Raw genomic sequence first — 12,247 nt, forward strand, 5'->3', positions numbered from 1 at the left:
TATGATCTAAAAATAACGAATTAATATCAGATAGATAATTCATTTATGCTCTGCATCAAATGCGAGCATGCCAGACACAATAGGTTTTGCCTATATCGTTCATTGGAATTTGGTCTTTGTTTCACGAATTCGTTTGCCGTTAGCTCGGTGGCAGGGACACGCCGGAAAGGCGAGTACTGGCCACCGAAGAAGCGGGAGATTCAATATGTTTTCGCAGAATACGTTCCGCAGCGGAATCGTTGCTGGAGCATTGCTTGGATTGTGTTCGACGGCTGCCTACGCTCAGCAGGAGCCTTGCATTGGCAATTCATCAGCAATCACTGGTCCCGCCGCGTTTGGCGGTCAGGCGATCAAGATGGGCGCGGAGATCGCTATCGACGAAATTAATGCCAAGGGCGGCGTGCTCGGCAAGCCGCTTCGCTTCGTCCAATATGACGATGCCGGAGCTCCTCCGCGCGGCGTGGACAATACGCGCCGGATTGCTCTCTCCGACAAATGCGTTGCCCTTCTCGGTGGCTATCATTCCACGGTCGCGGTCGCACAGGCCGACCCTGTGAACGAGATCGGCATTCCCTATGTCGGCGTGTTAGCTGCCAACACCAAGGCCATCGAAAACGGCCACAATCCGAACTTCATGTTCCGCGTATCTGCGAAGGACAAATGGGTCGCCCGGTTCCTCGTGGATCAAGCGCTGAAGTCTTCAAAATCCGGAAAGGTCGCCTTTCTGTATGAGAACACCGGTTGGGGCAATGGAGCGTTGCCCGACGTGAAAGACGCGATGGCCAAGGCGGCCAAGGATCTCGTCGCTGCGGAGACATTCAACTGGGGCGATCAAGACATGACGCCTCAGATCATCCGCGCTCGTGACGCCGGCGCCGACCTGGTGTTGTTGTGGGCACTGGATCGCGAAGGCAATCAGATCCTGCGATCGATGGACAAGGTCGGCTGGAAGCCGCCGATCATCGGCGCATGGGGGATCGCCGGCAACCTCGGTGAGTTGGCCGGACCGCTCGCCAACGGCATGCAGGTGATCCAGACCTATACGTTCATGGGTGCCATGGATCCGAAGAAGCAGGCGCTGTGGGACAAGCTCAAGGCCAAATACGGCCTGAAGGAGCCGTCAGATATCAAAATGGGATCGGGTGTCGCCAATTCTTATGACGCTGTTTATATCACCGCGAAGGCCATCGAAAAGGCTGGCTCCTACGATTGGAAGAAAGTCCGCGAGGCCCTTTACAGCGTAAATTACGAGGGTCTGGTAGCCGATTATAAGCCAGCCTTCGATGCTTCCGATCCGGAACGTCAGGACGCTATCCTGCCCAAATATTACAAGCTGACGGTCTGGACCGACAGCAAGCTGCTGCCGCTAGACCAGACCACGTACGGCAAAACCAACTAACACGCTTTAGTCCGGGGTGACGGGGGTGAATTCGGCCGTCATCAAGTACGGCGCAGCGCCGATCAGGCGCTCGCGTTGCCCGGCCAGCACGCCGAACTCCGGACGCGCGTTTCGCGCCGTGGGATAGACCGTCGGCCGACATTATCCTGATTCTTGATTTTTCGAGTGACGGACTGAGAACGTGACAGCGCCAATTCAATACATCCTGTCGGGCCTTGCCATCGGCGGCATCTACGCGCTGGTAGCGCTGGGGTTTCACATCATGTGGTCGGCTGCCAAGGCGGTGAATTTTGCGCATGGCGACACTTTGATGCTCGGCGCCGTTCTCGCCGTGCTTGGCGTGGATGCGGGAATGCCGCTACCGGTCGCTTGTCTGTTAGGGATAATCGCAGGTGGAGTCTTCGGGGTGTTGCTTGAGCGCTTTGCGATCCGGCCATTCGCAGCGACGGCAACCTCGATCGGCTGGATGCTAACCACGATCGCGGTTGGCGTGATGATCGAGGCATTGGCGACGCTGCAATTTGGGGGCTTTTCGCGGCCCCTGCCATCGCCCGGCGTGCAGAGCGCCGTCCACATCTTCGGAGCCGGCGTCTATCCGCAGGAACTCGCCATCCCCGTTGTGGCGATCTTGGTCATGATCGGCCTGAAGCGCATGCAGCAGCATACGCTGATCGGCCGCGCCATGCGGGCGGTTGCCCATGATAAGCGAGCCGCGGCTCTGATGGGTATCAACGTCAATCGCGTTGTCGCCTTTTCCTACGGCCTGGCGTCGCTGTTCGGTGCGGCTGCCGGCGTGCTGGTAGCGCCGGTGATCCAGGTTTCCGCGAGCATGGGTGCGCTTTTGGGCCTCAAGGGGTTCGCGGTTGCGATCATCGGTGGCATCACCAGTGCACCCGGGGTCGTCATCGTCGGGCTCGGCTTCGGAATCATGGAGAAATTCGTCGAAGGCTATATCTCGACGGCCTCCCGCGAAATCGTCGGCTTCGGTGTCATGATCCTGGCGCTGTTGGTGTTTCCACAGGGCCTGTTCGGCCACCGCGAGGTCGTCAAGGTATGAGATACCTCGTTCCTGTCGGCTTTCTGGTCTTTGCTCTCATCCTTGTCGCCGTTCCGCTGACGGCCAGCAACGAATATACGCTGCGGCTTTTCATGCTGTTTCTGATCTACGGCATGATTGCCGTAGGTCTGAATGCCCTGGTGGGTTTGACGGGGCTGGTTTCGCTCGGGCAGGCGGGCCTGTTCGCACTGGGATCTTATGCAGGAGCGATCCTCGCCACGCGGCTCGGCTTTGACATCGTCGCATGCTGTATCGGCGCAGCCATCGTATCCGGTGTGTTCGGCGTGTTGCTGGCCTATCCGACGGTGCGGGTCAAAGGCGTGTATCTCGCCGTCGTCACGATCGCTTTCGGCATCATCGTCGAGAACGTCGCCATCGAATGGCAATCGCTGACCGGCGGCACCACCGGTCTCAGTTCAATTCCGCGGCCGAATGTGTTGGGCATCAGGCTCTCGGGCTATGCCTTTTACGGCGTGCTGGCGGTCACCCTGTTTATTCTCACACTGCTCATCCACAATCTGAAAATATCGCGTTACGGCCGGGCGATGCTCGCGGTCTCGCAAAGCGAGACTGCGTCGCGCGCGCTCGGCATCAACCCTACCGCCATGCGAACACTGGCCTTCGTGGTGGCGTCCGTCACCGCCGGCATCGCGGGCACCTTTTTCGCTTTTCTGAATTCCTACATATCGCCGGACATCTTCACGTTCTCCGATAGCGTGCGGTTTTTGCTGATGGTGATCCTGGGAGGCGCCGGATCGACCTTCGGGCCCGTCGTCGGCGCCTATATCTTGACCTACCTGCCGGAATATCTGCAGCAATTTCAGCTCTGGCAAAAGTTTGCCTATGGTGCGCTGCTGCTGCTGGTTATGTTCGTGCTGCCGCGCGGCGTGCTCGGCACCCTGCGGCTGGCATTCGATCGGTTGCGGCCTCCTGACCCGGTCCCGGACGTTGCCGAAGGCCTGCCGGTCGAGACGACGCTGCGCCATGACAAGGAAATGACGGCCGAGCTGGTCGCCAATGCTCTCACCGTGCGCTTCGGCGGGTTGAGCGCCCTGTCGAATGTCTCATTGCGCGTGAAGGGCGGCGAGATCCACGCCTTGATCGGTCCGAACGGCGCCGGCAAGTCCACTTTCGTCAACGCCATTTCGGGTTTTTATCAGCCGGATGAAGGCCGTTGCGAAATCGACGGCGTCGAACTTACAGGTCGGCGTTCGCTTGAGATCGCGCGGCTTGGGCTCGCGCGCACGTTTCAGAACACCGAACTGTTCGGCGAGCTGAGCGTGCTTGAAAACGTCATGGCCGGCTATGACCAGCGCCTGTCCTATGGCCTCTTTCACGCTCTGCTGCGAACCCCGCGCATGCTGCGCGAGGAATTCGAATGCCGTCGGGTCGCGATCGGTCTGCTCGGCTTCGTCGGTCTTTCCCAATATGCCAACGAGGCCGCGCGTTTTCTCCCCTTCGGTCTGCAACGCCGTCTCGAAATTGCACGCGCGCTGGCGGGAAAGCCGCGCCTTCTGTTGCTCGATGAGCCGGCGGCCGGGCTGACCACCCTGGAAATCGACGATCTCGAAGCCATGGTTCGCCAGATCGCAGGGCTCGGCATCTCCGTGCTGCTGATCGAGCACCATGTCGATCTGATCATGGCGCTGGCGGACACGGTCACGGTGCTAGATTACGGCCAGGTGATTGCCAGCGATAAACCTGCGGCGATCCAGAACGATCCGCGCGTTATCGAGGCTTATTTCGGAACTTCGCTGGAGCGCGCCGAGGCGGCGGAGTCCGCCGCATGAGTGAAATCCTACTCGATATCCGCAATCTCGAACTGCGCTACGGCGCTGCGATTGCGGTGCGGGACATCTCGCTGAGCGTCAAACGCGGGCAACTTGTTGCCGTCATCGGCAACAATGGCGCCGGCAAGTCCTCGATGGTGCGCGGCGCTACCGGTCTTGTGCCCCCTTCAGGCGGACAGGTCTATTTTCGCGGCGAAGACACGACGCGCCTGAGCGCCGATCGGAAGGTGTCGCGCGGGCTGGTCATGGTGCCCGAGGGACGTCTATTGTTTCCGGATCAGACGGTCGAAGACAATCTGATCCTTGGCGCTTACGTGCATGGCGGCCTTAAGCATCAGGCGTCCCAATCTGCGCTCGAAAAAATTCTCGTCTTGTTTCCGCGCCTTAAGGAGCGCCTGCATCAACAGGCGGGCAGCATGTCGGGCGGCGAGCAGCAGATGCTCGCCATTGCACGCGGACTGATGGCTCAGCCGGAGTTGCTCATCGTTGACGAGCTCTCGCTTGGACTGGCGCCGAAGATCGTCGATCAATTAATCGGGGCGCTGGCCACTCTCAACAAGGAGGGCCTTACCATTCTGCTCGTTGAGCAGCTTGCGTCCTATGCGCTGGCGATCGCCGATTACGGGTTCGTCATCGCCAACGGACGAATTGCGCGTGAGGGACCGAGCTCGATGCTGTCTCGCGACGCTGAGGTAATGGAAGCGTTTCTCGGCAAGACGAAAACAACTACTTCAACCCCGAAGCCACAGGAGTAACCATGGCTCAACGCGTAATCGATCTCAGCCTAACTATCGAAGATAACATGCCGGCTCACAAGCTCTTCCAGCGGCCCGTGGTCGCGCTGCACATGAGCCATGAAAGCACCAGGGCGCAAAGTCTTGGCGTCCCCGGCGATCCCATGACATTCCAGACCAATTTCATCGCCATGCTCGACCATGTCGGAACACATGTCGACGCTTATCGACATGTGAATCCAAAGGGAGCCCCGGTCGATGAAATGCCGCTGGAGACCTTCATGGGTAAGGCAATTTGCTTTGACATGCAGCACATTCCCGATCTTGGCGACATCACCGTCGCGGATATGGAAGCCGCAGAGAAGAAGGCCGGCGTGAAAGTCGATGGCCACATCGTTCTGTTATGCACCGGTTTTCACAAGCGCAACTATCCGGGATTGGATTCGGTCTGGAAAAATCCGCTGCTTACGGTCGAGGCGACCAAGTGGCTCCACGATCGCGGATCGAAGATGCACGGCGTGGAGGGACCGTCTACCGATAAGCCCACCGACAACATCTTTGCGCAGCATCGGCTGTGCCGTGACCTCGGTATCAGCCATTGGGAATGGTTGGTCAATCTCGAGGAACTGCTGGGAAAGGGTGAATTCCAGTTCTTCGGCGTGCCGCTCAAGTTCAAGGGCGGTTCCGGTTCACCTGTTCGGGCTTTCGCCCTCGTAAACTAGCGTCAGAGCACTAATAGCGCTGCTGATCGCCTCAAACGCTGTTCCGGCCAGTCTTGCACGAAGGCTGTCCGGAATTTTCTCTTCCCGGTCAAAGAGGTGATCCGATGTCGGCCGAATTCGATACCATGAGCGCGATGGAGATGCGCCTACGCGTTGCGGCCAAGGAAATATCGCCAGTCGAACTCACCCGGCGTGCGTTGACCAAGGCCGAGGCAACGCAGTCGACGCTCAACGCGTTTTATCTTCTCATGCCGGAAGAAGCTCTCGCCGCGGCAAGGATTGCCGAAGATGCCGTTATGAAAGGAGCCCCGCTCGGCGCTATCCACGGAATTCCGTTTTCAGCCAAAGATCTCATGGCGGTCAAAGGCGTTGGTTACGCCTCCGGCTCGCGCACGATGCAATCCAATGTTGCGACGGTCAATGCACCCGCAGTGGAGCGCGCCAAAGCCGCCGGCGGTATTTTGATCGGCAAGACCACGACGAGTGAGTTCGGGTGCAAGCCAGTCGGAGACAGTCCGCTCACAGGCATCACCCGCAATCCATGGAATCTGACCAAAACACCAGGCGGTTCGAGTGCAGGAGCGGCGGCGTCGGTAGCAGCTGGTATCACGCCTTTCGCACTCGGTACGGATGGGGGAGGATCGATCCGTATTCCGGCTGCATTCACAGGATTGGCAGGGCTAAAAGGACAATTCGGTCGGGTGCCTGTCTGGCCGACGTCCGCAACGCCGACGCTCGCCCACGTCGGCCCCCTCGCCAGATCGGTGAAGGACGCTGCGTTGCTCTTCTCAGTCGTCGCCGGTCTGGACCACCGGGACCCGTTCAGCATTGCCGGGCCCGTGCCCGATGTGTTAGGCGCTGCGCGCGCATCCGTGGCCGGTATGAGAATCGCGTATAGCACGACGTTGGGGTACGCGCGGCCGGATCCCGAAGTGGTGAAGCTCACCGATCGTGCGGCACGTGCATTTGAGGATCTGGGTTGCCACGTCGAACTCGTCGAGAGCGTTTTTGAGACCGACCCCGCCGACCTTTGGACGGCGGAATTCTACGCTGGAGTTGGCATTCGGTTGCGATCCTTCATGGAGAACCAGCGCGAATTGCTGGACCCGGCGGTTGCCAATGTGCTTGAACCGGCCCTGTCTCAGGATATGCGTGACTACTATACCAAGGTATTTGCCCGCTACGCTTTGCGTGAGAGTATTCGAAAGTTCTTCGAGCGCTACGATCTTCTGATTTCACCGGTCATTCCGGTGACGTCGCTGAACACGGGAAAAAACATCCCTGACGGGCTAAGCGATAGAAATCTTGTGTCTTGGGTCTACTATACGTATCCGTTCAATCTCACAGGTCAGCCCGCCGCTTCGGTCTGCGCCGGCCTTGCCCCGGATGGGATGCCGGTTGGTTTGCAGGTCGTCGGCAGATCTTGTTGTGAAGACGACGTGATACGCGCCGCAGCTGCATTCGAACGTACCCAGTCCGCCGGATACAATGTGCGGGCGGTTGGCATTTAGATCTTTGCCGGAATTGCAATTAGGAACTTTAAACTTGGAAATCCCGCTAAACCGAATTCGGCTCTGCGGGTCGTGCTTGCAGGGAAATGGCCCGTGAGATTAATTTTGATCTTGCCCAAGTGACCTGCCGCTCGTGGTTTGACGAACGGAACATGCTGCGTTGCTGACGGAAGCACTCATGGACAAGTCGCCACTTGCCTTGGAAGGGGACAAAGTTCCGGCCGACCTCACGGAGGCCGCGGATGCGGTCCGAGATCGGCCTTATGACGAGAAGGATACCAACAAGGCCTGGGAGTCCTTTTTAAGGTTCGGGGAAATCCAGCGTGACAACGCGCTGGTGCGTGGCGTTATCGAGAAATCATGGCAGCGCAGCGCTCGGTCAGGCGTTGATGCGCGTTGCTATGGAAGCAATCTCACAACTCGCCGGACGACCTCTACAAGCTGCGTCTCAAGAACGAAGATCTGCTTGGTTCGAGCGCGGAAACCTGCCGCCGTGTAGTTCGGGCCCTGGGAGATGCCGCCACGATGGTGGTTATCACCGATAGAAACGGCATCGTGCTCGACGTCGACGGCGATCGGCGAACTATCGATTCCGGACATGATATTCGTTTGGAGGTCGGCGCCGCGTGGGGTGAGACTGTAACCGGCACAAACGGCATTGGCACCGCGCTTGTTACCGGCAAGCCGGTTCAGGTCCACGCAGCCGAGCATTTTGGCGAAGGCATCAAGGCATGGACGTGCGTTGGCAGCCCAATCCGCAGCCCAATTGACGGGAGCATTATCGGCATCATCGATTTTTCCGGTCCTCAAGCGATTTTCCATCGGCACAACGTCGCCCTGGCCGTGATCGCCGCCAATCACATCGCAGCAACCGCATTGTTGCTTTTCGAGCCGATCGGGGCGGAGGTCGGGAAGTTGCGGCGTTTTGCCCTCGTTAGATGGATGCGCCGTCTAAGTGCGGATTTCGACCGGCCTTCACAACCAAGCGCGTTTTGCCGCGGGAAACCAAATTGAGGTCATGCCTGGCTGCGCGAGTTCGAGGATTTCCGCCGCACCGGAAACAGGCCCCAGTGAGAATAGCTGATCCATTCATCGTGAGCGACCGCGGACGGAGAGCGTGATGCGTTTACCGTCGACTTCATGGTTGTCTCCTTGTTATGCAAACATTTCTCGGGCAAGAGACGACCAAACCGTCACCATTAAAATCTTGTTTAGCAAGGGAAAAAAGTACCAGCTCGTTCAGCAACTGCGTCTCATCAAGAGGGCCAATGTCCCGGTTGGGGCCAAAAGTCGCTGTTAGCCGAGAGTAACGGTTGGCGTGAAATCGGAAGCATTCGACGCAACGTATTATCTCGAAGGACCTAATGATGTAGAATCGCAGCGCTCGCATGCAGTGCAGCCAAGATCGGAATGCAATGTGCAATCCATTCGTGGACATCCTACAAGGATCGGGCAAGGCTTTGATCGGCCGATAAAGGGGAAGCGATTTCGAACAGTCCAAAGATCGGCAATGGGTGCCCGCGAATAAATTGCGTCAGGATGCCGAGAATAGGCACTGCGAAAAGCAAGACATAGAGCGCGTAATGCGCGATTGTCGATGCCCGCTTCTCGCATACTCCGAGATGCGTTTGTTCAGGAATGGGTTGTTGGTCGATTAGCCGCCATGCCAGACGCGGTAGCAAAATCATGAGAACGGTCAGCCCCATGCACATGTGAACTGTGGAGCCAACTTCACCAAGCGCACCTCGCAGCAACAAATCGCCATAGGTTCCCAGAAGCCAAGAGGCAAGCACGAGCAAGGCCGTCATCCAATTTGGCGCAAGCGCCAATGCCCATACCGGCCGCTGTTATTGCACCTTTGCATTTCAATCCAATTCCGATTGCATCCGCGCCTGGAGGCCATTTGGCACTTTCGAAACCTCAAGAGCTGTGCGCCACAACGTCCATTAAGATTGTGCAATCGTGAATTAAGCAAATCGTCGGAACTGAGAGCCCATAAGTCGAACATTAAACTCGAATTTAGTTGAGCTGACGGAGGTTGGGTGATGTTCGTCGTGGCGCGAAATCCAAGCCAATCTGGAACTGCGCCCGATGACCCAACCCCGCCTTCTTGGCCTCTCCGGTAGCCTGCGCCGGGCTTCCAACAGCACCGCTGTGCTTCGCGGTCTCCAGGACGCGCTTGCGCCCAAGGCTCGGCTCGACATTTTTTCCTTGCACGGGCTGCCGCTCTACAACGAGGATGACGATGGCGAGCACGCGCCGGAATCGGTGCGCGCCCTGCGTTCGGCCATCGAGACAACGGATGGCGTGGTCATGGTCTCGCCCGAGTACAATCACGGCATGTCCGGCGTCCTGAAGAACTCGCTCGACTGGGCCTCCCGGCCTTATGGACGTTCGGTGCTGAGGGGCAAGCCGGTACTGACGATCACGGCCTCGCCCGCCTTCACTGGTGGCGTGCGTGCACAGCAGCAGATGAACGAGACACTCGCATCGATTCCGGTACGCCCTGTGCTTCGGCCCCAGATCGTGATCGGGAGCGTGCATGAGAAGGTTCGCGACGGGCGCCTCGTCGACGAAGCCACGCTGCGCTTTGCGCTGGCGGGCGTCGATGACCTCCTCGAGGAGATCCGGGCTGCGCGCTTTGTTCGAGCGGCAGCCTGAACGTGACGGCCATTACGCCGCTGCCTGGTGGCGATGTGCGTGTCGCCTATTGGCACGTAGTGTTGCAAACTCCTAAAATGTCGGGGCACAGGCTATACGGCGCCGGCTTGAGGAAGATCCGAAATGGAGATACACCGCACGATTTTGTCGATCGCGGCGGCGGCACTCGCCGTCACTATGGGCGCGGACGCGCAGGAGAGAAGCTCAAATCTCTCGCCTCAGGTGCTGCAGGAAATTGCGAAGGTCGAGGCCGAGATTGACCTCATCGAAGCGCAAGCGATCGAACGGCTTGCGGCGCCGCCGGACAATCAGATCCAGCGAGTGCCGGCGATCATCTGGATTTCTACGGATATGGCACCCTGGCCACTGGCGCGACAATACAGCACGTCGGAACGACCGATTTCTACAAAATTACTCCCGACGCGGCTCATGGCGGAGCGACGGCAGCCGAAACCGTCGAGATTCTGGGTGTGTTTAACCTCAACACGAGCGCGGGATCGAACGCCGACGGCTGCCGTCTAGCCCGGGCTCGTTTCATGAAGGCGAGCACGTCCTTGTTCGTTTGTGCGCGTGCTCCGCTGCTTGAGGGCGCCGCCGGCTTCAAGACAGTCCCGGCGGCTTGGTCATCATTGATCTGCGGGGATGCCGGGCGCTTGCCGCGTGGGGGCTGCCCGGCCGGCGAGGGTTTCGCTCCTTGCGGTGACTTCGGCCGGGGCTTGATCGGCAGCCGTGGGGCAGGCCTTGCCCGGGGGCCGGGACGGTCAATTCCCCGTTCCACCTCAGCGCGCTTGCGCCAGACCGTCGACGACAGTGTGACGCTCAGTGGTTTTCCGCCTCTGGCGGTCAGCCCGGCGGCGGTCAATACCCTGATCATGTCTCGCCAGCCCATGCCACGCCGTTCGGCAGCATCGAACCAGACCAAGTGTCCGGCCACCAATTGCGACAGCTTCTTCCGGCCTCCGCCAGGAAGATGAAAGTCCTCCATCACGGCTTTCAGGCCGGATTCCAGTTCTCTGTTACTCGCCATTTTGATCTCTCCCATGCCGACGAGAGATAGGAAGCCAGATTGTCCTCTGCAAAACTCTTCTTTTTTATGCAGCTGAAAGCAGAGGATTGCAGAACTCACACCTGTGCATCTGCCTTGATGCTGTAGGAAACACTCCCAATTTGAAGCCATCAGCGAGATTGTTTATCCCGTGCGCGAAACCTCTATTTGCGCCGTCCCAATAGCGGAGCGAGCAGTGCCACGAGTTCGGCTTGCCGATGCACGCCGGTCTTTGCAAAAATGCTCTTGAGTTGGCTTCTGCCGGTTTCCTTGGCGATGCCCAACTGCTCTGTAACCATTTCGAGCGATTCGCCCGAAGCCAGTCGCGCCGCGAGGCGGGCCTTGGCCTCGCTCAGTCCGAAGGCTGCCCGTAGCGCTGCCTGTGGCGGCTGGGAGGTATCGTCTGGATCAATCAGAATAACGACGGCCTGGCAATCCGCGAGTGCGTTTGCAGTCATGCTTGCAAGCTTTGTTGGGTATGCAAACAGGGGTCTTCGGCCAGTCCGGGGTAGAGGCACTGGCGGTGAGAGACCGCCGCCAATACGTCGCCACAGCAAATCATGAAGGGCGCGCTCCAATGCGGTGGTGGCACCCCTGTCTTTCGCGACCAATTTCCTTTTCGTGATCCGAATGTCTCCGGTAAGAAGCCGCTCTGCTGAGGGATTAGCCTTGAAGGCTTCGCCCATCCGATTGATCAACACCACGGCGGTACCGCTGACTTCGAATGCGTCAAGTGCTCCATTTGTTGCGGCGCACCCCATAGCGCGAGCAAGAGCTGCACTTCCCGCAAGACGGCTCGACAACAGTGCAAGTTGGCCTTTTTCCGTTTCCGAGAATGGGCCTTGCTCGATCGTGCGCTGGAGTGACAGACACCACAAGTCGTCCCCACAAGCGACCCCGACGCCCGCAAACCACCGCAAGCCGTGTGGGGCCAGAAACTCCTGGTAATACGGATGGCGTTTTATTTGATTAGCGCTTGAAATATCGAGATCGTCAGCCACGCCTCGTTGCATCATGATGTCGATGCCCCGATTGCGCTCATCCCGCAGATACCATTGTTGCCCAAAATACGTGTCGGCCGACTCACTCATTCGTTCTGTGAAGGGTACGTTGGGAATCAAGCCGCCTTTGATGGGAAGAAGAATAGCTCCGAAACTCTCAGTGAGAGCAGTTGCGGTATCCAGAGCCTTCACCCATGAGGCGGGATCGAGAGCAGCATCGGCGAAAGCCCGCTCAACAGGCTCAAGATTCCAGTCCGGCATCCGTATTTCCCCGGTACTCCCGGCCGAGGAACTGAAGTCAGCATCCCGCCAGACCGAAAGCTACTT

Annotated in this window: 11 protein-coding genes; 9 read left to right on the plus strand and 2 right to left on the minus strand. The window is 58.6% G+C overall.

Features of this window, described 5'->3' with window-relative positions; translation table 11 throughout:
* Positions 1 to 205: 205 nt before the first annotated feature.
* From IVB18_RS50630 to IVB18_RS50660, 7 genes are all read left to right on the plus strand, one after another.
* The gene (locus IVB18_RS50630; protein ID WP_247992266.1) at positions 206 to 1,399 is read left to right on the plus strand and encodes an ABC transporter substrate-binding protein; all 1,194 of its coding nucleotides are present in this window, start codon (positions 206 to 208) and stop codon (positions 1,397 to 1,399) included.
* Between the two features lie 181 nt (positions 1,400 to 1,580).
* Positions 1,581 to 2,456, plus strand: a complete 876-nt coding sequence (locus tag IVB18_RS50635; protein WP_247991982.1) for a branched-chain amino acid ABC transporter permease — start codon at positions 1,581 to 1,583, stop codon at positions 2,454 to 2,456.
* Positions 2,453 to 4,246: a branched-chain amino acid ABC transporter ATP-binding protein/permease gene (locus tag IVB18_RS50640; RefSeq protein WP_247991983.1), complete on the plus strand. Its 1,794-nt coding sequence runs from the start codon at positions 2,453 to 2,455 to the stop codon at positions 4,244 to 4,246. Before IVB18_RS50635 ends, IVB18_RS50640 begins: the two co-directional genes overlap by 4 nt.
* A complete protein-coding gene (locus IVB18_RS50645; RefSeq protein WP_247991984.1) occupies positions 4,243 to 5,001 on the plus strand; it encodes an ABC transporter ATP-binding protein in 759 nt (252 codons plus the stop codon). Before IVB18_RS50640 ends, IVB18_RS50645 begins: the two co-directional genes overlap by 4 nt.
* Positions 5,002 to 5,003: 2 nt before the next feature.
* A complete protein-coding gene (locus IVB18_RS50650; protein WP_247991985.1) occupies positions 5,004 to 5,702 on the plus strand; it encodes a cyclase family protein in 699 nt (232 codons plus the stop codon).
* A gap of 104 nt (positions 5,703 to 5,806) precedes the next feature.
* Positions 5,807 to 7,213 carry an amidase family protein gene (locus IVB18_RS50655; protein WP_247991986.1) on the plus strand — a complete coding sequence of 469 codons (1,407 nt, stop codon included), beginning with the start codon at positions 5,807 to 5,809 and terminating at the stop codon, positions 7,211 to 7,213.
* Between the two features lie 525 nt (positions 7,214 to 7,738).
* The gene (locus tag IVB18_RS50660; protein WP_247991987.1) at positions 7,739 to 8,227 is read left to right on the plus strand and encodes a GAF domain-containing protein; all 489 of its coding nucleotides are present in this window, start codon (positions 7,739 to 7,741) and stop codon (positions 8,225 to 8,227) included.
* 425 nt (positions 8,228 to 8,652) lie between these two features.
* On the opposite strand, the gene IVB18_RS50665 is transcribed toward IVB18_RS50660, so the two are convergent.
* Entirely contained in the window at positions 8,653 to 9,006 is a 354-nt protein-coding gene (locus IVB18_RS50665; protein WP_247992267.1) for a cytochrome b/b6 domain-containing protein, read from the minus strand.
* 298 nt (positions 9,007 to 9,304) lie between these two features.
* On the opposite strand from IVB18_RS50665, the gene IVB18_RS50670 reads away from it, so the two are divergent.
* Together IVB18_RS50670 and IVB18_RS50675 are read left to right on the plus strand one after the other, a co-directional pair.
* Positions 9,305 to 9,874, plus strand: a complete 570-nt coding sequence (locus IVB18_RS50670) for an NAD(P)H-dependent oxidoreductase (protein ID WP_247991988.1) — start codon at positions 9,305 to 9,307, stop codon at positions 9,872 to 9,874.
* 123 nt (positions 9,875 to 9,997) lie between these two features.
* Entirely contained in the window at positions 9,998 to 10,396 is a 399-nt protein-coding gene (locus IVB18_RS50675; protein ID WP_247991989.1) for a hypothetical protein, read from the plus strand.
* 687 nt (positions 10,397 to 11,083) lie between these two features.
* On the opposite strand, the gene IVB18_RS50680 is transcribed toward IVB18_RS50675, so the two are convergent.
* A complete protein-coding gene (locus IVB18_RS50680) occupies positions 11,084 to 12,181 on the minus strand; it encodes a helix-turn-helix transcriptional regulator (protein WP_247991990.1) in 1,098 nt (365 codons plus the stop codon).
* Positions 12,182 to 12,247: the final 66 nt, after the last annotated feature.

The organism is Bradyrhizobium sp. 186, assembly GCF_023101685.1.
In the GTDB taxonomy this organism is placed as follows: domain Bacteria; phylum Pseudomonadota; class Alphaproteobacteria; order Rhizobiales; family Xanthobacteraceae; genus Bradyrhizobium.

Coding starts and splice junctions, on each gene's coding strand:
- IVB18_RS50630 (WP_247992266.1), top strand. CDS start 206: ATGTTTTCGCAGAATACGTTCCGCAGCGGAATCGTTGCTGGAGCATTG.
- IVB18_RS50640 (WP_247991983.1), top strand. CDS start 2,453: ATGAGATACCTCGTTCCTGTCGGCTTTCTGGTCTTTGCTCTCATCCTT.
- IVB18_RS50645 (WP_247991984.1), top strand. CDS start 4,243: ATGAGTGAAATCCTACTCGATATCCGCAATCTCGAACTGCGCTACGGC.
- IVB18_RS50650 (WP_247991985.1), top strand. CDS start 5,004: ATGGCTCAACGCGTAATCGATCTCAGCCTAACTATCGAAGATAACATG.
- IVB18_RS50655 (WP_247991986.1), top strand. CDS start 5,807: ATGTCGGCCGAATTCGATACCATGAGCGCGATGGAGATGCGCCTACGC.
- IVB18_RS50660 (WP_247991987.1), top strand. CDS start 7,739: ATGGTGGTTATCACCGATAGAAACGGCATCGTGCTCGACGTCGACGGC.
- IVB18_RS50670 (WP_247991988.1), top strand. CDS start 9,305: ATGACCCAACCCCGCCTTCTTGGCCTCTCCGGTAGCCTGCGCCGGGCT.
- IVB18_RS50675 (WP_247991989.1), top strand. CDS start 9,998: ATGGAGATACACCGCACGATTTTGTCGATCGCGGCGGCGGCACTCGCC.
- IVB18_RS50680 (WP_247991990.1), bottom strand. CDS start 12,181: ATGCCGGACTGGAATCTTGAGCCTGTTGAGCGGGCTTTCGCCGATGCT.